At 65.3% G+C, this 20,115-nt stretch carries 16 protein-coding genes; 6 read left to right on the top strand and 10 right to left on the bottom strand.

What is annotated here, in order from left to right:
- Positions 1–8: 8 nt before the first annotated feature.
- Positions 9–386 carry a type II toxin-antitoxin system VapC family toxin gene (locus KF707C_RS20775; RefSeq protein WP_003449280.1) on the bottom strand — a complete coding sequence of 126 codons (378 nt, stop codon included), beginning with the start codon at positions 384–386 and terminating at the stop codon, positions 9–11.
- Complete coding sequence (locus KF707C_RS20770; protein WP_003449278.1) at positions 383–622, bottom strand: type II toxin-antitoxin system Phd/YefM family antitoxin; 240 nt, start codon at positions 620–622, stop codon at positions 383–385. The genes KF707C_RS20775 and KF707C_RS20770 overlap by 4 nt, the downstream gene beginning before the upstream one ends.
- Positions 623–885: 263 nt before the next feature.
- Between KF707C_RS20770 and KF707C_RS20765 the strand changes: the two genes are divergently transcribed.
- The gene (locus tag KF707C_RS20765; RefSeq protein WP_003449274.1) at positions 886–1,782 is read left to right on the top strand and encodes a LysR substrate-binding domain-containing protein; all 897 of its coding nucleotides are present in this window, start codon (positions 886–888) and stop codon (positions 1,780–1,782) included.
- A 277-nt stretch (positions 1,783–2,059) separates the two neighbouring features.
- Here the strand turns inward: KF707C_RS20765 and KF707C_RS20760 are convergent, their stop codons facing one another.
- Positions 2,060–3,763, bottom strand: a complete 1,704-nt coding sequence (locus KF707C_RS20760) for a BCCT family transporter (protein WP_036992136.1) — start codon at positions 3,761–3,763, stop codon at positions 2,060–2,062.
- A gap of 235 nt (positions 3,764–3,998) precedes the next feature.
- Positions 3,999–4,700 carry a DNA-binding transcriptional regulator CsiR gene (gene csiR, locus KF707C_RS20755; protein WP_003450137.1) on the bottom strand — a complete coding sequence of 234 codons (702 nt, stop codon included), beginning with the start codon at positions 4,698–4,700 and terminating at the stop codon, positions 3,999–4,001.
- 183 nt (positions 4,701–4,883) lie between these two features.
- Between csiR and glaH the strand changes: the two genes are divergently transcribed.
- The 5 genes from glaH to gabP all read left to right on the top strand — a co-directional run bounded on the left by glaH (position 4,884) and on the right by gabP (position 11,836).
- Entirely contained in the window at positions 4,884–5,861 is a 978-nt protein-coding gene (gene glaH / locus KF707C_RS20750; protein ID WP_003450135.1) for a glutarate dioxygenase GlaH, read from the top strand.
- A 147-nt stretch (positions 5,862–6,008) separates the two neighbouring features.
- On the top strand, positions 6,009–7,259 hold the full coding sequence (gene lhgO, locus KF707C_RS20745; RefSeq protein ID WP_003450132.1) for an L-2-hydroxyglutarate oxidase: 1,251 nt from the start codon (positions 6,009–6,011) through the stop codon (positions 7,257–7,259).
- A 37-nt stretch (positions 7,260–7,296) separates the two neighbouring features.
- Positions 7,297–8,745 carry an NADP-dependent succinate-semialdehyde dehydrogenase gene (gene gabD / locus KF707C_RS20740; protein ID WP_003450130.1) on the top strand — a complete coding sequence of 483 codons (1,449 nt, stop codon included), beginning with the start codon at positions 7,297–7,299 and terminating at the stop codon, positions 8,743–8,745.
- A gap of 136 nt (positions 8,746–8,881) precedes the next feature.
- Positions 8,882–10,159, top strand: a complete 1,278-nt coding sequence (gabT, locus tag KF707C_RS20735) for a 4-aminobutyrate--2-oxoglutarate transaminase (RefSeq protein WP_003450129.1) — start codon at positions 8,882–8,884, stop codon at positions 10,157–10,159.
- A 279-nt stretch (positions 10,160–10,438) separates the two neighbouring features.
- Positions 10,439–11,836, top strand: a complete 1,398-nt coding sequence (gene gabP, locus KF707C_RS20730; protein WP_003450124.1) for a GABA permease — start codon at positions 10,439–10,441, stop codon at positions 11,834–11,836.
- A 219-nt stretch (positions 11,837–12,055) separates the two neighbouring features.
- Here the strand turns inward: gabP and KF707C_RS20725 are convergent, their stop codons facing one another.
- The 6 genes from KF707C_RS20725 to KF707C_RS20700 all read right to left on the bottom strand — a co-directional run bounded on the left by KF707C_RS20725 (position 12,056) and on the right by KF707C_RS20700 (position 19,997).
- Entirely contained in the window at positions 12,056–12,403 is a 348-nt protein-coding gene (locus KF707C_RS20725; RefSeq protein ID WP_036992121.1) for a copper-binding protein, read from the bottom strand.
- Positions 12,400–15,561 carry an efflux RND transporter permease subunit gene (locus KF707C_RS20720; RefSeq protein WP_003450107.1) on the bottom strand — a complete coding sequence of 1,054 codons (3,162 nt, stop codon included), beginning with the start codon at positions 15,559–15,561 and terminating at the stop codon, positions 12,400–12,402. Before KF707C_RS20720 ends, KF707C_RS20725 begins: the two co-directional genes overlap by 4 nt.
- The gene (locus KF707C_RS20715; RefSeq protein ID WP_003450109.1) at positions 15,558–17,045 is read right to left on the bottom strand and encodes an efflux RND transporter periplasmic adaptor subunit; all 1,488 of its coding nucleotides are present in this window, start codon (positions 17,043–17,045) and stop codon (positions 15,558–15,560) included. The genes KF707C_RS20720 and KF707C_RS20715 overlap by 4 nt, the downstream gene beginning before the upstream one ends.
- On the bottom strand, positions 17,042–18,298 hold the full coding sequence (locus KF707C_RS20710; protein WP_003450111.1) for a TolC family protein: 1,257 nt from the start codon (positions 18,296–18,298) through the stop codon (positions 17,042–17,044). Before KF707C_RS20710 ends, KF707C_RS20715 begins: the two co-directional genes overlap by 4 nt.
- Positions 18,299–18,388: 90 nt before the next feature.
- Positions 18,389–18,733 (bottom strand): hypothetical protein, encoded by a 345-nt coding sequence (locus tag KF707C_RS20705; RefSeq protein ID WP_036992124.1) that lies wholly within the window; start codon positions 18,731–18,733, stop codon positions 18,389–18,391.
- Between the two features lie 319 nt (positions 18,734–19,052).
- On the bottom strand, positions 19,053–19,997 hold the full coding sequence (locus KF707C_RS20700) for an IS110 family RNA-guided transposase (protein WP_003450664.1): 945 nt from the start codon (positions 19,995–19,997) through the stop codon (positions 19,053–19,055).
- Positions 19,998–20,115: the final 118 nt, after the last annotated feature.

Here is a 20,115-nt window from a genome sequence, read left to right as displayed (position 1 = left end):
GGAAAGCTTCAGACCAGGACGGCCAGCTCGGTGTACTTCACTACCAGGGGATCGGCGGTCAGCAAGCGCATGGGCTCTGTAACAGCGGTGGCAACCAGGATCCGGTCGAACGGATCGCGGTGGTGGTGGGGAAGGTCCCGGGTTGCCAGGCAGTGTTCGACGGCTATCGGGATCTCGGTGAAGCCGCTTGTCCGGCAGCCGTTACGCACGGCCTCGAGGTCGATGTCCAGCTTGCCCAGGCCCGCCTTGATGGACATTTCCCAGAAGCTGGCCGCGCTCACATAGACCTCGGCTGCCTCCTCGATATGCCTGCGAGCACGCGGGGACAGTTTCGGGCTGTCCATGAGGGCCCAGAGCAGGATATGGGTATCCAGCAGCACCCTCACCGCGCGGTGCCTTCAAAGGCGTCCAGCAGTTCGTCCGGCAAGGGGGCGTCGAAATCGTCCGGGACAGTCAACTGGCCCTTCATGGCGCCAATGCGTCGTTCGGACGGCTTGCCTGCCGGTACCAGCCGAGCCATGGCGCGGCCATGTTTGGATATCGTGATGACCTGCCCGGCGGCGGCTTCATCCACCAGCTTCGACAGGTTGTTCTTCGCTTCGCCCAGTGGAATGGTAATCATGATCCGACCTCAGGATTTCTGGACAAATCTAGCCAGAACCCGTGGAGGGTGCAAAGGTCGCTGATGGACTCAGCCATGGAGCCACGGCACCTGCTTCACCAGGGCGCCCCGGATATCCAGTCGCAACTGGCCGGCGCGGATGACCTGACCAAGCCGGCAGCGACACCGGGATACCCATCGCCGCCAGCCCAGGCGACGGGGGAGGGAGGGGCCGCCTAAGATCGCGCCATCGATGAGAACACCCATCGCGGTTGACCCGAATCATGAAGATCCATCCCCTGCCTCCCCTGAACAGCCTGATCGCCTTCGAAGCGGCGGCCCGGCACCTGAGCTTTACCCTGGCCGCCACGGAACTGAACGTCACCCAGGGCGCCATCAGTCGCCAGGTCCGTCACCTGGAGGACTACCTGGGCAAGCCCCTGTTCGAGCGGGGCATCCGCACTGTCCACCTCACTCCCACCGGCGCCCGCTACTACGACACGGTGCGTGACAGCCTGCTGCACCTGGCCAGATCCACCGACGAGGTCCGCCACTGGCGCGGCGACCAGCAGGTGACGGTGGTCACCAGCACGGCACTGGCCGCCCACTGGCTATTGCCACGGGTGCCGGCGTTCAAGAGCCGCTTCGAGGATATCGACCTGCGCATCGTCGCCGATGACCAGGTGCGGGACTTCGCCCGGCTGGATTGCGACCTGGCGCTCTACTACTGCAGCAAGCCGCCCCGGGACATGCGGGTGACCCCGTTGTTCGCCGAAGAAGTCTTCCCCGTTTGCAGCCCGGCCTACCTGGAACGCCACCCACAGCTGGCCGATGGGGCCGGGCTGGCGGATTGCACCTGGCTCTGGCTGGAGGCCACCCAGCGGGACTGGATCGGCTGGCCGGAATGGCTGGTACGTCTCGGACTGGGGGGCGTGACGCCTCGGCAGCGGATCAACATCAACAGCTACAGCCTGCTACTGCAGTCGGCCCTGACCGGACAGGGCGTGGCCCTGGGCTGGCACCAACTGGTGGACGATCACCTGCTGACCGGCGCCCTGGTGCGCCCGAATGGGCTGTCCCTCAAGACCGAGGGCAGCTTCTGCCTGCTGGAGCGTCCCGGCGCGTGCAGCCCACGGCAGAGCGTCCGGCAGTTCCGCCAGTGGCTGACGGAGAGCGTCTGAGGCCGGGGGGCCTGCACGCTGCGCTCGGGATCGGGATCGGGATCGGGATGTAGGGTGCGCCGTGCGCACCGAGCGAAGGTCAGGACCGAGCCGCGCACCGTTTCCCTCTCCCCAGCCCTCTCCCGGAGGGAGAGGGGGCTGTTCGAGCGAGCCGGCGTTTCCCTCACCCCAGCCCTCTCCCGGAGGGAGAGGGGGTTGGCCGAGCGAGCCGGCGTTTCCCTCACCCCAGCCCTCTCCCGGAGGGAGAGGGGGTTGTCCTAGCGAGCCCGCGCTTCCTTCACACCCGCTTGCGGGCCGTCAGGCCGGCGTCCGTCCCGTCACCGCGGGAGGCCTGGGCCGTGGCCAGCACGTCCACCAGGTGCGGGGCCTGGCCGGGAAGCCGGCGATCACCGGGAGGGGCGGGCAGGAAGGCGGTGCCTTCCTGGCGCAGGCAGCGCATCAGGCTGTAGCTCAGCACCACCACGAACAGCGCGATGGGCAGGCCGGCGGCGATGCTCGCCATCTGGATCGCCTTGAGCCCACCGGCCAGCAGCAGGGCGATGGCGATGCCGGCCTCCAGCACGCACCAGAGCAGGCGGATGCCTTTCGACGTATCCACCTGGCCGTTGGCGCTCAGGGTACAGAGCACCTGGGTCCCGGAATCCGCCGAGGTGATGAAGTAGGTGGCCAGGAGGATGCATACCAGGATGCTCAGGGCCTTGCCCAGCAGGCCGGAATCGATGCGTTGCATCAGCACGAACATGGCTGAGGATGTTTCCGCCTGGGTGGCCTTGAGCACTTCGCCGCCCTTGAACTCGGCCGCCTCGCCCAGCACCTGGCCGGCCGCTACCTGTTGCTGGTGCTGCAGGCGTTCGTCGCGCTCGGATTTGAGCGCCGAGCCGCCGAACACCGACATCCAGACGATGGTCACCAGGGTCGGTACCAGCAGTGCGCCGACGATCAGCTCGCGCACGGTGCGCCCACGGGAGATGCGGGCGATGAACAGGCCGACGAAGGGGCCCCAGGTCAGCCACCAGGACCAGTAGAAGGCCGTCCACAGGTTCTGCCAGCCCTCGTCCTTCTGGGCGTCGCTCCAGAAGCTCAGGTGCATCAGGTTCTGTGCGTAGTCGCCGGTGCTTTCCAGCATCAGGTTGAGGATGTAGCGGGTCGGCCCCAGGCAGAGCACCGCTGCCACCAGCACCACGGAGAGGAGCATGTTCCACTCCGAAAGGATCTTCATGCCCCGGGACACCCCGGCCATCACCGACAGGGTGGTGACCAGGCTGATGGCGATCACCAGGCACACCTGCACACTGAGGTTGATCGGCAGGTCGAAGACCTGGGCCAGGCCGGTGTTCATCTGCACCACGCCCATGCCGAGGGACAGGGAGACACCAAAGGCGGTGATCACCGCCGCCAGGCTGTCCGCCAGGTCGCCCGCCTTGCCGTGGATACGCTCGCCGATCAGCGGGTAGAGGATCGAGCGCATGCTCAGCGGCAGGCCCTTGCGGTAGGCGAAGTAGGCCAGCGCCAGGCCGATGATGGCGAAGATGGCCCAGGGGTGCAGGCCCCAATGAAAGAGGGTGATGCGCATGGCGGTGGTGGCCGCCTCGTCGGTGAGCCCGCTGGCGAAGGGGTTGCCGGCGTAGTGGTACATGGGCTCGGCCACGGACCAGAAGATCAGGCCGATGCCCATGCCGCCACTGAACAGCATGGCGATCCAGGAGCCGAAGCTGAATTCCGGGGCGTCCTCATCGCGGCCCAGCTTGATATGGCCGAAGCGGCTCATGGCGAGGTAGACCAGCAGCCCGAGGACGCCGGTGACCACACTCAGGTAGAACCACTTGAACTGCTGCAGGACGAAGTCCGAACTGGCCTGGAAGACCTTGGCCGCGCCCTCCGCATGGAGTACACAGCCCACCACGAAAGCCAGCACCATCAGCACCGAGCTGAGCGTCACGGTGGGATTGAGGCCCTTCATCAGGCCCGACTCTGCACGCATCGACATCCCCTCTTGTTCTTGTTTCAGGGTTTCACGGGGCGCTCGGCCCCAGGGAGGGCGACAAAATGGGGCCAGAGGGGATTGTCCGACAACCCATTTTTAGTCATGCACGGATGATTTTTCGGCATGGGTAGGCCCCGGGGCGGGTCTCAATCCCGCCATGCCCGGGGGCGTTGCCTCGAACCCTGATCGCAGCGCAGGCTGCGGATGGATCGCCCGTGCCGCTCAGGGCGGCTCAGCGGACGGGGTTGCCGATGCCTTCGGCGGCCATGATCTCGGCGATGATCGGCACCGGCGTCATCAGGTGGGTGCGCATCATTTCGCTGGCGCGGGCGGCGTCGCGGGCGAGGATGGCGTCCACCAGGGCCGCGTGTTCCTGGCGCTTGCGCTCCAGCGCCTCTTCCGAGAACACCGTCTGGGTCAGCCACAGGTGGCGGTAGCGTTCGGCCTGGTCGAACAGGTAGGTGCGCGCCTGCAACAGGTGCTTGGAACCGCAACCGGCGGCGATGGCGGTGTGGAAGGCCTTGTGCCGCTGGTCCCAGATATCCAGGCGCTGCTCGCGGGTCTTCACCTCCACCACCTTGGCCAGGGTGTGGGAATGGGCCAGCACCTGGGCTTCCCAGGCGTCGTCGCCGCGCTCGATGGCCAGGCCGACGATCATCGCCTCCAGGTTGGCGCGGGCGTCGTAGATGTCCTTCATCTCGTCCAGGGACATGGGCGCCACGCGGTAGCCCTTCTGGCTGATGGCGACCACCAGCTTCTCCGCCACCAGTTGCGAGAGGGCCTCGCGCAGCGGGCCGACGCCGAGGTCGTAGCGATCCTTCAGGGTGCTCATCAGCAGCTTTTCACCGGGCTTGAACACGCCACGGATGATGTCCTGTTTGAGCCACTCATACCCGCTGAAAGCCGAGTTCTGACGAGGGGCGAGTGCTTCCAAGGTCCTGTTCCTCAAAACGTTTTGCCGATCATACCGAAACGTCTTTTCGCCGAGAAACAGTGGACAAACGTCTGTTTTATTTTCGTTTAGCAAAAATGTAGACATTTTTTGTTTGTGGCGATATTTTTTTGCTCGCCCGCCAGATCAGGGCGCTGCCTACCCCCTCTTTGCCAGGAAACCGCCATGAACGCCTTTACGAAGATCGAGAACCCCGTGATGCCGTTGCCGCTGGAGACCCGTGGGTTCACCGTCGAACCTGCCCAGCAATCGCCGCGCGTACTCGAGGTGAAGTTCGCCCGCAAAACGGTCGAGGCTTTCGTCAAGGCGGTGGGCGAGTGGCCGGTGCAGGCGCTGGAATACAAGTCCTTCCTGCGCTTTCGCGTGGGCCAGGTCCTCGACGACCTGTGCGAAGGCACCCTGCGCCCGGTGCTGCTGAACACCATCCTCGACCGTGGCACCGGCGCGATGCTGATCACCCCCGAAGGGCTGGATGACGTGAGCCAGGCCGAGGACATGGTGAAGTTCACCACCGCCTGCGCCCACCTGATCGGCCGTTCCAACTACGACGCCATGAGCGGCCAGTACTACGCCCGCTTCGTGGTGGTGAACACCGACAACTCCGACAGCTACCTGCGCCAGCCGCACCGCGTGATGGAGCTGCACAACGACGGCACCTTCGTGAACCAGATCACCGACTACGTGCTGATGCTGAAGATCGACGAGAAGAACATGGAAGGCGGCAATTCCCTGCTGCTGCACCTGGACGACTGGGCGCAGTGCGACGAGTTCTACCGTCACCCGCTGGCCCGCCGCGAAATGCGCTGGACCGCACCGCCGAGCAAGAAGGTCACCGAGGATGTGTTCCACTCGGTGTTCGACACCGATTCCGAAGGCCGCCCGACCATGCGCTACATCGACCAGTTCGTGCAGCCGGAGAATTTCGAGGAAGGCATCTGGCTCAACGCCCTGTCCGAATCCCTGGAAGGCAGCCCGCAGAAACTCTCCATCCCCGTGCCGGTGGGCAGCTTCCTGCTGATCAACAACCTGTTCTGGCTCCACGGCCGCGACCGCTTCATCCCCCACGAGGGCCTGCGTCGCGAACTGATGCGCCAGCGCGGCTACATCAGCTTCCAGAAGCCGCTTTACCAGCGCGGTCAATAATCAATGAAGCGCGGAGGAGCAGCCCTCCGCCGCGCGCAACAGTTGTAGGAGCGAGCTCCGCTCGCGAAGGTCCCGCGCACGGATATTCGCGAGCGATCTCGCTCCTACGGGCAACCTTCAGCTACGCCAGTGCGCGAGGTAATGGCTGTGTACGATTTCATCATCATCGGCGGCGGTATCGTGGGCATGTCCACGGCGATGCAGCTGATGCAGGTTTACCCGGACGCCAAGGTCCTGCTCCTGGAAAAGGAGTCCGGCCCGGCTCGTCACCAGACCGGCCACAACAGCGGCGTGATCCACGCCGGCGTCTACTACACCCCCGGCAGCCTCAAGGCGCGCTTCTGCCTGGAAGGCAACAAGGCCACCAAGGCCTTCTGCAACAAGCACGGCATCCGTTTCGACGAGTGCGGCAAGCTCCTGGTGGCCACCAACGAGCTGGAAATGGAGCGCATGAAGGCGCTCTGGGAACGCACCGCCGCCAACGGCCTGGAGCGCCACTGGCTGTCGGCCGCCGAACTGCGTGAGCGCGAGCCGAACATCGTCGGTCTGGGCGGCATCTTCGTGCCCTCCAGCGGCATCGTCAGCTACGCCGAAGTCACCGCCGCGATGGGCCGCGAATTCCAGGCCGCCGGTGGCGAGATCCGCTACAGCGCCGAAGTGGTCGGGCTGGACGAGCGCGCCGACCAGGTCATCGTCCGCACCACCGGCGACGAGTTCCGCGCCCGCTACCTCATCACCTGCTCGGGCCTGATGGCCGACCGCGTGGTGCGCATGCTCGGCCTGGAACCCAGCTTCATCATCTGCCCCTTCCGGGGCGAGTACTACCTGCTGCCCAGGCAGCACAACCAGATCGTCAACCACCTCATCTACCCGATCCCGGACCCGTCCATGCCCTTCCTCGGCGTGCACCTGACCCGGATGATCGACGGCACCGTCACCGTCGGCCCCAACGCCGTGCTGGCGATGAAGCGCGAGGGCTACCGCAAGTCCGACATCTCCCTCTCCGACATGGTCGAGACCCTGACCTCGCCCGGCATCCTCAAGGTGCTGGCGAAGAACCTGCGCCCGGGCCTGATCGAGATGAAGAACTCCCTGTTCAAGGGCGGTTACCTCAAGGAAGTGCAGAAGTACTGCCCGAGCATCACCAAGGCCGACCTCACCCCGTACCCGGCCGGCGTGCGTGCCCAGGCGGTGTCCCGCGAGGGCAAGCTCATCGACGACTTCCTCTTCGTCAACACCCCGCGCAGCGTCAACGTGTGCAACGCACCGTCGCCCGCCGCCACCTCCGCGATCCCCATCGGCGCCCACATCGTCGACAAGGTCCGTGAACAGATCGCCGCAACCGGCGGCAACTTCGCCCCCAAAGCCATCGACAACAAGCAGCGGGCCGCCGGCTGAGCCGACGTCACCACCGCCCCCAGAGAGGATGACAAGCGTGCAACTGAAAGACTCCAGCCTGTTCCGCCAGCAGGCCTATATCGACGGTGCCTGGGTCGACGCCGACAACGGCCAGACCCTCAAGGTCAACAACCCCGCCACCGGCGAGCTGATCGGCAGCGTGCCGAAGATGGGCGTGGCCGAGACCCGCCGCGCCATCGAGGCCGCCGAGCGCGCCCTGCCGGCCTGGCGCGCGCTCACCGCCAAGGACCGCGCCAACCGCCTGCGCCGCTGGTTCGAGCTGATGATGCAGAACCAGGAAGACCTGGCCCGGCTGATGACCCTGGAGCAGGGCAAGCCGCTGGTGGAATCCCGTGGCGAGATCGCCTACGCCGCCTCCTTCCTCGAATGGTTCGGCGAGGAAGCCAAGCGCGTCTACGGCGACATGATCCCCGGCCACCAGCCGGACAAGCGCCTGATGGTCATCAAGCAGCCCATCGGCGTGACCGCCGCCATCACCCCGTGGAACTTCCCCTCGGCGATGATCACCCGCAAGGCCGGCCCGGCCCTGGCCGCCGGCTGCACCATGGTGCTCAAGCCCGCCTCGCAGACCCCGTACTCCGCCCTGGCCCTGGCCGAACTGGCCGAGCGCGCCGGCATTCCCAAGGGCGTGCTGAGCGTGGTGACCGGCTCGGCCGGCGAAGTGGGCGGCGAGCTGACCAGCAACCCCATCGTCCGCAAGCTCACCTTCACCGGCTCCACCGAAATCGGCCGCCAGCTGATGGCCGAATGCGCCAAGGACATCAAGAAGGTCTCCCTGGAGCTGGGCGGCAACGCCCCCTTCATCGTCTTCGACGACGCCGACCTGGACGCCGCCGTGGAAGGCGCGCTGGTGTCCAAGTACCGCAACAACGGCCAGACCTGCGTCTGCGCCAACCGCCTCTACGTGCAGGACGGCGTGTACGACGCCTTCGTCGACAAGCTCACCGCCGCCGTTGCCCGGCTGAAGATCGGCAACGGCCTGGAAGACGGCATCACCACCGGCCCGCTGATCGACGCCAAGGCCGTGGCCAAGGTGCAGGAGCACATCGAGGACGCCGTCGCCAAGGGCGCGCGCCTGGTCGCTGGCGGCAAGCCCCACGCCCTGGGCGGCACCTTCTTCGAGCCGACCATCCTGGTGGACGTGCCGAACAACGCCGCCGTCGCCAGGGAAGAGACCTTCGGCCCGCTGGCGCCGCTGTTCCGCTTCAAGGACGAGGCCGAGGTCATCGCCTGCTCCAACGACACCGAGTACGGCCTGGCCGCCTACTTCTACGCCCGCGACCTGGGCCGCGTGTTCCGCGTGGCCGAGGCGCTGGAGTACGGCATCGTCGGCATCAATACCGGGATCATCTCCAACGAAGTGGCGCCCTTCGGCGGCGTCAAGGCATCGGGCCTGGGCCGGGAAGGCTCCAAGTACGGCATCGATGACTACCTGGAGATCAAGTACCTCTGCCTCGGCGTGTAAGCGCGGCGCGGTAACCCCGAAGCCCCCTGGCGCACCCACCCGCGCCAGGCGGGCAACTCCATTCTTTTTTCGGACGGGCCGTCGCCTCGGCGCGGGCGCGGCCTCGTCCAGTGCAACCTGCAACTTGGGAGCGAGCATGAACACCAACCAGAGCCTGCAACAACGCCGTATGGCCGCCATCCCCCGTGGCGTCGGCCAGATCCACCAGATCTATGCCGAGCGCGCCGAGAACGCCACCGTCTGGGACGTGGAAGGGCGTGAGTACCTGGACTTCGCCGGCGGCATCGCCGTGCTCAACACCGGCCACCTGCACCCCAAGGTCATGGCCGCCGTGCAGGAACAGCTGGCCAAGCTGACCCACACCTGCTTCCACGTCTTCGGCTACGAGCCCTACGTGGCCCTGGCCGAGAAGATCAACCAACTGGTGCCGGGCGACTTCGAGAAGAAGACCCTGCTGGTGACCACCGGCGCCGAAGCCGTAGAGAACGCCATCAAGATCGCCCGCGCCGCCACCGGCCGTAACGGCGTCATCGCCTTCACCGGCGCCTACCACGGCCGCACCCAGTACACCCTGTCGCTCACCGGCAAGGTGGTGCCTTACTCCGCCGGCATGGGCCTGATGCCCGGCGGCGTCTACCGCGCCCAGTACCCCAACGCCGTGCATGGCGTGACCACCGACGAAGCCATCGCCAGCATCGAGCGCATCTTCAAGAACGATGCCGCGCCCGGCGATATCGCCGCCATCATCCTCGAGCCCGTGCAAGGGGAGGGCGGCTTCAACGTCGCGCCCAAGGACTTCATGGCCCGCCTGCGCGCCCTGTGCGACCAGCACGGCATCCTCCTGATCGCCGACGAAGTGCAGACCGGCGCCGGCCGCACCGGCACCTTCTTCGCCATGGAGCAGATGGGCGTCGCCGCCGACCTGACCACCTTCGCCAAGTCCATCGCCGGCGGCTTCCCCCTGGCCGGCGTGTCCGGCCGCGCCGAGATCATGGACGCCGTGGCCCCGGGCGGCCTGGGCGGCACTTATGCCGGCAGCCCTATCTCCTGCGCCGCCGCCCTGGCGGTGATCGACGCCTTCGACAGCGAGAAGCTGCTGGACCGCGCCAAGTCCGTGGGTGAAATCCTCACCGCCGGCCTGCGCCGCATCGGCGAGCGCCACAAGAGCCTGGTGGACGTGCGCAACCTCGGCGCCATGGTGGCGGTGGAACTGTTCGAGGGTGGCGACACCGACAAGCCGGCCGCCGACCTGACCGCCAAGCTGGTGGCCAAGGCTCGCGACAAGGGGCTGATCCTCCTGTCCTGCGGCACCTACTACAACGTCCTGCGCATCCTCGTGCCGCTGACCGTCAGCGACGCGGACCTGGAGCGTGGGCTGGCCATCATTGGCGAGTGCTTCGACGAACTCGCCTGAGGACAGCCGGACAGCGGCCCAGCGAGCTAGAGGCTGACAAGGCGAGCGTGGCTGAGAAAGCCGAGTTTACGAGCGGTAAATGAGCATTTCGAAGCCGCGCTCAACGCCGTCAGACCGACGCGCAGCAGGCCGCACGATTTAGAGCGTCACCCTGGTCCCTGCTCACCCGCCTGCCCCGCCACACCGTCCGGGGCAGCGCGGGCTTTTTGGGTCCCGCGGCTCTGGTGAGCGCGGATACCGATGCTGCCCAACGGGCACGACAAGAACAAAGGTAATGCCATGCAGACAGATAAGAACAACCTGAGTCACGGGTTGAAGTCCCGTCACGTGACCATGCTTTCCATCGCCGGCGTGATCGGCGCCGGCCTCTTCGTCGGCTCCGGCCGCGCCATCGCCGAAGCCGGTCCGGCCACCATCCTGGCCTACATCTTCGCCGGCGTGCTGGTGGTACTGGTGATGCGCATGCTGGCCGAAATGGCCGTCGCCTCCCCGGACACCGGCTCCTTCTCCACCTACGCCGACCAGGCCATCGGCAAATGGGCCGGCTACACCATCGGCTGGCTCTACTGGTGGTTCTGGGTACTCATCATCCCCATCGAAGCCAACATCGCCGCCACCATCATCAACACCTACGTGCCGCAGCTGGAAATCTGGGTGCTGTCGCTGGTGATCACCCTGCTGCTCACCGCCACCAACCTCTTCAGCGTGAAGAACTACGGCGAGTTCGAGTTCTGGCTGGCCCTGGTCAAGGTGGCCGCCATCATCGGCTTCATCATCCTCGGCGCCTGCGCCATCTTCGGCCTGCTGCCCGGCACCGGCGTCAGCGGCGTCTCGCGCCTGTGGGACACCGGCGGCTTCATGCCCAACGGCTTCGGCGCCGTGCTCAGCGCCATGCTCATCACCATGTTCTCCTTCCTGGGGGCGGAGGTGGTCACCATCGCCGCCGCCGAATCCGACGCCGCCGGCAAGCAGATCTCCAGGGCCACCAACTCCGTCATCTGGCGGATCACCCTGTTCTACATCCTGTCGATCTTCATCGTCGTCGCCCTGGTGCCCTGGACCGACCCGCGCCTGGCCAGCGAAGGCTCCTACGTCACCGTGCTGGACACCCTCGGCGTGCCCCACGCCAAGGCCATCATCGACTTCGTGGTACTCACCTCGGTCACCAGCTGCCTCAACTCCTCCCTCTACACCGCCTCGCGCATGCTCTACTCCCTGAGCCGCCGTGGCGATGCCCCGGCCTGCGCCCAGGTCACCAGCCGCAGCGGCACCCCGCTGATCGCCGTGCTGTTGTCCACAGGCGCCGCCTTCCTCACCGTCATCGCCAACTACCTGGTGCCCTCCAAGGTATTCGGCTTCCTCATGGCCAGCTCTGGCGCCATCGCTCTGCTGGTGTACCTGGTCATCGCCATCTCCCAGCTGCGCCTGCGCAAGCGCCTCACGGCCGAAGGCAAGACCCTGGGCTACCGCATGTGGCTGTTCCCCTGGCTCACCTGGGGCGTGATCCTCTTCATCAGCGGCGTGCTGGTGCTCATGCTCTTCCGCCCGGACCACCGCATCGAAGTGCTCTCCACACTGGCCCTGGCCATCGTCGTGGTCTGCTCCGGCCTGCTCATCACCCGCCGCCGCGCGCGGGAAGGGCAGGGTGCTGCGCTGGGGCAGGGGGCCAGTGGATAAGTCGCTGAGTCCGTTCGGTCGAATGAAAAAGACACGCCTTGGGGCGTGTCTTTTTGTTTTGGGGCAGCTATCGGCCAATGGCGGCCGCTGAAAGCTTGCAAACATCGCTCCATTGCGAGTGTTGGTCCCCTATGGCGGGAACACACTTCTTCTCGGAAGAGGAGCCGTCTTGCAGCAGCACTTTCGCACTGAGATCGGACTCCTCGACGGTGCTGACCGTTATTCCGCCTTGGTGATATTCAGAATGGAGGCATTCATGCCTTCCGCCTTGAACTCGAAGGTGACCTTCTCTCCCACTTCAACACTTTCGAGTTGTTCCTGGCTGGCAGCGAAGGCCATGGTCATCGCCGGCCATTTAAGGCTCGGCACGGCCCCATGGGAAATCGTGACCGTGCCCTTGGCTGGATCGACTGCCTTGACCGTGCCACTTGCCGTGGCGGTTTGCGCCTGCACCTGGGCGGGCTCCTTTGTCGTGTCGCCCATGTTCATGCCGGACATATCGTCGGCGAGGGCGGGTAGGGCCGAGCTCAAAACGAGGGCAAATGCAGTGGTGAGTGCTGCTCTCATGAAACTTCTCCAAGGGTGGTTTGCGAAGTGGGGTGGGGTTGGGTACGACGGCGCATCAGCCAATACGCCGCCGGGATGACGAACAGGGATAGCAGCGGCGCGGTGATCATGCCGCCGACCATGGGTACGGCGATGCGGCTCATCACTTCGCTGCCGCTTCCGCCACTCCAGAGGATCGGCAGCAGGCCGGCGATGATGACGGCGACTGTCATGGCCTTGGGACGTACGCGCTGTACCGCTCCTTCCCGAATGGCGCCCCGCAAGTCTTCGTTTGTCGTGTGCCCGGCATCCTGCTTCTCGGTCCAGGCGTTCTTCAGGTAGAGCAGCATGATCACGCCGAATTCGGCCGCCACGCCGGCCAGCGCGATGAAACCCACACCGGTCGCGACCGACAGGTTGAAGCCCATCAGGTAGAGGAACCAGACGCCTCCGGTCAGCGCGAACGGTAGGGTGGCCATGATCAGCAGGGCATCGTCGAAGCGGCCGAAGGTGAGGTAGAGCAGAACGAAGATGATCGCCAAGGTGGCCGGCACCACCAGTTTCAAACGGGCATTGGCCCTCTCCAGGAATTCGAACTGCCCGGAATAGCTGAGGCTAATGCCGGGCGCCAGTGTCACCGAGGCCTCGACGGCCTGGCGCAGATCCGCCACGACCGAGGCCAGGTCTCGCCCGCGAACGTCGATGTACACCCAACCCGAAGGGCGCGCATTTTCACTTTTGAGCATGGGCGGCCCATCGGTGATCCGGATCCGCGCCACCGTTCCGAGGGTGATCTGGCCGCCCTGGGCGGTATAGATGGGCAGTCGCTCCAGGGCATCGACCGAGTCCCGCCACTCACGGGGGTAGCGCAGGTTGATGGGATAGCGTGCAAGCCCTTCCACGGTCTCGCCGATGTTTTCGCCGCCAATGGCGCTGGCGACGATGGCTTGCACGTCGGCGATGTTCATCCCGTAGCGAGCGGCCGTCTGCCGATCAATATCCACATCTATGTAACGTCCGCCGGTCAGGCGTTCGGCGAGGGCCGAGGTCACGCCGGGCACCGTCCTGGCAGCACGCTCGACGGCCTGGGTCACCTGGTCGATTTCAGCAAGATTCGTCCCGGCGACCTTCACCCCGATAGGGCTCTTGATGCCTGTCGCCAGCATGTCGATCCGGTTGCGAATCGGCGGAATCCAGATGTTGGTCAGGCCCGGCACCTTGACCACGCGATCTAGCTCCTCCACCAGCTTGTCGCTGGTCATTCCCGCACGCCACTGATCCTTGGGCTTGAAGCGTACCGTGGTCTCGAACATCTCCAGCGGTGCTGGGTCGGTGGCGGACTCGGCGCGTCCGGCCTTGCCAAACACACCCGCCACTTCCGGGACGGTCTTGATCAGCCGGTCGGTCTGTTGCAACAGCTCCGAGGCCTTCTGTGCGGAGAGGCCAGGCAGCGCCGAAGGCATGTAGAGCAAGTCGCCCTCGTCCAGTGGCGGCAGGAACTCTCCACCCAGCTGCGAAACCGGCCAGAGCGTGGTCAGGAATGCCAGCAGGGCCACCACCAGGGTTGCCCTGGGATACCGCAGCACGGCATCCAGCGCCGGCTGGTACAGGCGAATCAACCCACGGTTGAGCGGATTGCGCTGCTCGGCTGGCAGCCGTCCACGTATCCAGTAACCCATCAACACCGGAATCAGCGTCACCGACAAACCCGCGGCGGCGGCCATCGCGTAGGTCTTGGTGAAGGCCAGTGGGCCGAACAGGCGGCCCTCCTGGGCCTCCAGGGTGAACACCGGGATGAACGACAGGGTGATGATCATCAGGCTGAAGAACAACGTGGGGCCGACCTCGATCGCCGCATCGGTCATCACCCGCCAGTGCTGCTCGCCGCGCAAGGTTTCGCCGGGATGGCTGGCGTTCCAGGCCTCAACGCGCTTGTGGGCGTTCTCGATCATCACCACGGCGGCGTCGACCATGGCGCCTATCGCAATGGCGATCCCGCCCAGAGACATGATGTTGGCGTTGATGCCCTGGTAGCGCATGACGGCGAACGCGATCAGCACGCCCACCGGCAGCGAGACAATGGCCACCATGGAGGAGCGCAGGTGCCAGAGGAACGCGGCGCAAACCAGGGCGACCACGATGAACTCTTCGATCAGCTTGTGGCTGAGGTTGCGCACCGCCCGCTCGATCAGTTGGCTGCGGTCATAGGTGATGACCAGCTCCACGCCCTCGGGCAGGCTCTTCTGCAACTCATCGAGCTTGGCCTTCACGGCGGCAATGGTGTCACGCGCGTTCTTCCCGCTGCGCAGGATCACCACACCGCCGACGGTTTCCCCTTCGCCATCGAGTTCGGCAATGCCCCGGCGCATCTCCGGCCCGAGCTGGATCGTCGCCACATCGCCCAGGGTGATGGGCGTGCCCTCGGGCGTTAGTTTCAACGGCACGGCACGGAAGTCGGCGAGGGTCTTCAGGTAGCCGGAAGCCCTGACCATGTACTCGGCCTCGCCCAGTTCCAGCACGGCACCACCGGTTTCCTGATTGGCCTTGCCGATGGCCTCGACCACTTCGCCCTGGGTGATACCCAGGTTGGCGAGGCGGATCGGGTCGACCTGAATCTGGTACTGCCTCACCATGCCGCCCACCGTGGCGACTTCGGCCACGTTGGGCAGGGCCTTCAGCTCGAACTTGAGGAACCAGTCCTGCAACGCTCGAAGTTGCGCCAGGTCGTGAGTGCCGCTGCGGTCGACCAGGGCATATTGGAATATCCAGCCGACCCCCGTGGCATCCGGGCCCAGCGCGGGCTTGGCGGCGGCGGGCAAGCGCCCCTGCACCTGGTTCAGGTATTCAAGCACCCGCGAGCGCGCCCAATACAGGTCGGTACCGTCCTCGAACAGCACGTAAACGAAGCTGTCACCGAAGAACGAGAAGCCCCTGACCGTCTTGGCCCCGGGCACCGAAAGCATGGTGGTGGTCAGCGGGTAGGTGACCTGGTTTTCGACGATCTGCGGGGCCTGGCCTGGATAGGACGTGCGGATGATGACCTGTACGTCGGAGAGGTCGGGCAGGGCATCGATAGGGGTGCTGCGCAGCGACCAGATGCCCCAGGCCACCGCAAATAGAGTAGCCAGCAGCACCAGGAACCGGTTGGCGACTGACCAGCGAATCAGCTTCTCGATCATGGCGCACTCTCCAGTTTCTCCAGCTGCTCGATCAGCAACCCGGAATTGCCCTCGCGCACTTTCAGGCTGATGCGGTCACCCGCTTTCAGGCCCCGCGCCAGTTCGGGCCTGGCCAGGGGAAAGGTCATGGTCATGCCGGGCATCCCCAGGGTCTTGAAGGGGCCGTGGGAAATCGTCAGCTCCTGGGCACCGACTTCGACGATGCTGCCCTCGGCTTCATGCAGGGTGGGCCGGTCGATGGGCATCGTTGGCTTGCCCAGTGCCCTGGCCTCGATACCCCGCAGGCTGGCTTCCGAATCGATCAGGAACTGCCCGGAGGCGACGACCTGCTGGCCGGCGGCCAATCCTTCGAGCACCGCTACCTGACCTTCGCTCTCCTGACCCAGCTGGACTTCAACCGGGCGGAAGCGACCGTTTTCTTCTACAAGCATCACGAGCGCGCGTTTGCCCGTGCGAATGACCGCTTCACTGGGCAGCAGCAACAGATCGGTCTGGCTTGACTGGTTCAGTCGAACCTGGGCGGTCATGCCTGGCCGCAAGCGGCCGTCGGGATTGGCCAGTTCGACGCGCACGCGTAACGTACGGCTTTGCGGGTCGCTCTCGGGAAGCACGCTGGAAAGCGCCCCGTGGATCACTTCGCCGGGGAGGGCTGGTAGCCGGGCTTCGACCGTCTGCCCGATTTGCAATGCGCCAGCCTGGGACTCCGGGATGGCCGCCTCCAGCCAGACGTGTTCCAGGCCGTTGATCCTGGCAAGGGTCTGTCCGGCGGACAGGGTCATGCCAATGCGCACGTCGAGTTCGCGAATCACACCGCTGATGGGGCTGGTCAGCGTCATGACTGGCCTGGCTTTTCCGCCGCGCTCGACCCGAGTGATCAGCTCCGGCGGCATCCCGATCAGGCGTAGACGCTGACGAGCTGCAGCCGACATGGCCGGGTCGCCGCTGCGGCGCAGCGCGAGAAACTCTTCCTGGGCGGCGGCCCACTCGGGAATCAACAGGTCGGCGAGGGGCTCGCCGGCCGCAATCAGATCGCCAGGTGCGCGGACGTAGGTGCGCTCGACGAAACCACCGGCCCGCGCCTGTACCAGTGCCACTTCGCGCGCATTGAAGGCCAGGACGCCGCTTACTTGCAGGCTTTGCTCCAGTTTCCCCTTGGTGACCGAGGCCAACCGCACACCGAGGTTCTGCTGGATGCCCGGCTCTATGCGGACAGCAGTACTTTCTCCCATTTCATCCGCATATCTTGGTACCAACTGCATGTCCATGAAGGGCGATTTGCCGGGGCTGTCGAACTTCTGCTGCGGGAACATGGGGTCGTACCAGTAGAGCGGCTGACGTTCGGCTGCGGGGGCGCCGCGATTGCCATCGGTGACCGTCGGCACTCCATCCGGACCCCGTTGGGCCGCAAACCAGTAACCGCCTGCCGCACCTACGAGCAGAGCCAGGCTCATCAGCGCTGGCAGCTTCCAGGATGCACGGCTCATGGGCGGCCCTCTCCGTAGGTGAAGTAAAGGCGGGCAGCAGCCAATGCTTTCAAGCCTTGCACGTCGAGCTCCTTGAGTCGGGCCTGGACAAGCTCGCGCCGTGCCGCGATGACACTGGCCAGCTCGGTATTCCCGGCGCGATAACCCGCCAGGGCGAGCGCCACCTTCTCTTCGGCCAGGGGCACCAGGGTGGACTGACTGCGGGCCACCGCCCGATCCAGGCGCTGGTAGTCCGCCAGATCCGCTTCCAGTTGCTGGGCGTGCTCGCGAAGCAGGGCTTCGCGCTCGGCCTCCAGCTGACCGACCTGGGCCCGTCGCGCAGCGATCTTCGGGTCTTGGCGAGTACTGGAAAAAAGCGGCAGGTCGAAGGTGAATTGCACGGTCATCATGTCGCCGAATTCGCGCCCACGGCGCTGGTAGTCCACCTCCCAGCTCCAGTCGGATTTCTTCTCCGCTTCGGCCTCGCGCACCTGGGCTTCGGCTTCCCGCGCCATCGGCTCGTAGGTCGCCAGTTCGGGATGGCGATGCAGGGCGTGCAGGTACCTGGAAGCATCGATGGGCCAGTGCGGAAAGTCACCGGCAAGGGGCCGCGCAGCCTCCTGGCCGACCCAGCGCTTAAGTGCCGCTCGCGCCTGGGCCACCCGGAGTGCCAGATCGTCCTGCTGCTCCGCCAGTTGGGCCGCTTCCTGCTTGGGCTCGACCGCGTCCAGCGCCTGGCCGCGTCCTCCCGCCAGGCGGGCCCGAACGGTCTCCGCCAGCAGTCGGTTTTCCCGGAAGAAGTCGTCGAATCGGGCGAGTTTGCGCTGCTCGGTGTAGGTCGCGATCCAGGCCAGGGCGGTTTCCCGGCGGACTTTCACGCGTTCGGCTTCCGCCTCGGCTGTAGCCCGATCCACCGAAGCCTGGGCCGTTTCGACCCGCGCCTTGCGCTTGTCACGATTGGGCATCTCCTGCATCACGCCGACCATCTGCATGGTCATGAAGTCGCGGTCGAGGCTCCAGCGGTCTTCGCCCTCGATGGGGACGTTCTGCACGCCCAGGGCGAGCTTGGGATCCGGCAGTTCGCCGGCGGGTATCGCGGCATTTTTCGCCGCATCCAACTTGGCCGCTTGAGCGGACAAGGACGGTGCATTGCGCTCTGCCAGCTGCAACGCGTCGTCCAGCGACAGCGAGGCCGCCTGGCTCGGCAAGGCAAACAGCATCATTGCCAGGGCGGCCGCAACAGGCAGCCCGGGGCAAGGACTCAAGGAAGTCATCTGACGATTCCTCTGAATATTCAGCGCGTAGGCGCGTGCCCTCCCGCAGTCGGAAGCGATGCAGGTGGGGAGTTCAGACAGGGAGAGGAATCAGACGCAGGGAGGTCGCCAGAGATCGGCAGGGGAGCGGTCGGGAACAGCTACAGGGTAGGAGTCGGCGAGCACAGGCCCGGTAAGGGTGACCGGTGGTTTCAGGATTGAAACCTGAAGCATGCTGCCGGTCTTGCATTCCTGGCCCGTCTTGCAGGCTTTCTTGCCATGCTCGGCCATCTTGTCCAGGTCATGGCAGCAGTCCATATCCATGTCCGCCATCTGGCTCATGCCGGCGGCTTGCATCGGACAGGGCTCGGCCGGCGCCTCGACGCCCGCCATCCCGCTCAGGGGAAGCGCCAGGCTGATCAGAAAGACGAGGAGGAACCGAAGGCGGCGTTTCATGCAGGGGAGTTTAGTCGTTGGCTAAGAGGTGGAGCAATTACGGGATGTCGGTTTCGTAGTGGCAAGTGAATCGATCCGTCTGTTTTCGAGCGAATTGGGCCGATGACAAACGGCTGCTTCTGGCCGATCCCAGCCTTTCCATATCCCCAAAAACGCCGCAGTTCCCTACGGCGTTTCTCTTCCTCCAGAGCTTTAAGGCAACGACAACCCGGCGCCTGCTCGCTCGCGAACATGGAGCGGCAACAGAGTCCGCCCGCAGGACTTCATCGGAGCTACGGCGGGATGGCTGTACCAACGCTTCGCGTAGGAGATTCTATGTCTACCCCGCCGTACAGGTTGGTGACCGATACGGCTGCTGGGTCTTCATGAGGGCGAAGGCAATTCGAGCCAGTTTCCGTGCCAGGATGGTCAGGGCTTCGGTCTTTTTCAGACCACGCTCCAGGTAGCCCAGATAGAGCTTCTGCCAAGCTTTGGTGCGACTGGCGGCCATGGCGGCATTGTGTAGCAGCCGCCGGACCTCCGGATCGCCCTGTTTGCTCAACTTGCGGCGTCCGCTGTAGCGCCCCGATTCCTTCGCGCGCACATCCAGGCCCAGGAAGGCGATGAAGGCGTCGCTGTTGCGGAAGGGGCCACGCTGAAAGGCCATGTTCAGGGCTGCTGCGGTTAGCGGGCCGATGCCTTCAATGGCCCGGCAACGCTTGGCCTGCTCGGCCAGGCCAGCGTCCTTCAGGGCCTGGGCAATGTCCTGATCGAGGCGCTGCTCCAGGCGCTTGAGGGAGCTGAGCGCCGCTTTCATCGACACCTTGAACTGGGTGTCATGGCCAAAGCTCTGGCGCAGCGCCGTGGCACTGCGGATCAGCGTCGCCCGGCGTCGCAGCAGGCTTTGCAGCAGCCGGTAAGCCTTGCCGGCGGGTTGCCAGACCCGCAGTTGGGCCTGTTCGTGGGCCAGATAACGGGCCAGTAGACGGGCATCGCTGGCGTCGGTCTTGATGCGGCCACCGATGCCCTTGCGGTAATTGCTCAGGCGATAGCCATCAATGACATAGAGGCGATGACCACGCGCATGGGCCAGGTCGACCAGCTGCACGTGATAGGTGCTGGTGGCTTCCACTGCCAAGGCACAGTCGCCGGGGAGCGTCTTCAGCCAGGCGCGGATGCTGCGGGCGTCATTGTCCAGGGTGCAGTACTGGTCCAGGTCGGCGCGATACAGGCTCAGGCTGTCCTTGGCCACGTCGATGCCGATGATGGGGGATTGGGTTGTCATGTGCGATTCCGGCCGACAAGATGAATGAGTCTGTCGGGGGGCTCACCTGTGCGCAGGCTTGCAGATATGGTCGATCTCGAGCGGCTACTCGAGTCGATGGATTCCTTATCGGCGCTTG

The sequence above is a fragment of the Pseudomonas furukawaii genome, from assembly GCF_002355475.1.
GTDB classification, from domain to species: Bacteria; Pseudomonadota; Gammaproteobacteria; order Pseudomonadales; family Pseudomonadaceae; genus Metapseudomonas; species Metapseudomonas furukawaii.
The sequence above is the reverse complement of the archived record's forward strand: the minus strand, read 5'-3'. Positions and strand labels throughout refer to the sequence as shown.

Bases quoted from the DNA above. Each gene is read 5' to 3' on its own strand.
- KF707C_RS20725 (WP_036992121.1), bottom strand. From the start codon at position 12,403: ATGAGAGCAGCACTCACCACTGCATTTGCCCTCGTTTTGAGCTCGGCC.
- KF707C_RS20715 (WP_003450109.1), bottom strand. From the start codon at position 17,045: ATGAGCCGTGCATCCTGGAAGCTGCCAGCGCTGATGAGCCTGGCTCTG.
- KF707C_RS20760 (WP_036992136.1), bottom strand. From the start codon at position 3,763: ATGCGTGCAGAGTCGGGCCTGATGAAGGGCCTCAATCCCACCGTGACG.
- gabP (WP_003450124.1), top strand. From the start codon at position 10,439: ATGCAGACAGATAAGAACAACCTGAGTCACGGGTTGAAGTCCCGTCAC.
- KF707C_RS20720 (WP_003450107.1), bottom strand. From the start codon at position 15,561: ATGATCGAGAAGCTGATTCGCTGGTCAGTCGCCAACCGGTTCCTGGTG.
- KF707C_RS20700 (WP_003450664.1), bottom strand. From the start codon at position 19,997: ATGACAACCCAATCCCCCATCATCGGCATCGACGTGGCCAAGGACAGC.
- KF707C_RS20765 (WP_003449274.1), top strand. From the start codon at position 886: ATGAAGATCCATCCCCTGCCTCCCCTGAACAGCCTGATCGCCTTCGAA.
- KF707C_RS20710 (WP_003450111.1), bottom strand. From the start codon at position 18,298: ATGACTTCCTTGAGTCCTTGCCCCGGGCTGCCTGTTGCGGCCGCCCTG.
- KF707C_RS20705 (WP_036992124.1), bottom strand. From the start codon at position 18,733: ATGAAACGCCGCCTTCGGTTCCTCCTCGTCTTTCTGATCAGCCTGGCG.
- gabT (WP_003450129.1), top strand. From the start codon at position 8,882: ATGAACACCAACCAGAGCCTGCAACAACGCCGTATGGCCGCCATCCCC.
- glaH (WP_003450135.1), top strand. From the start codon at position 4,884: ATGAACGCCTTTACGAAGATCGAGAACCCCGTGATGCCGTTGCCGCTG.
- KF707C_RS20770 (WP_003449278.1), bottom strand. From the start codon at position 622: ATGATTACCATTCCACTGGGCGAAGCGAAGAACAACCTGTCGAAGCTG.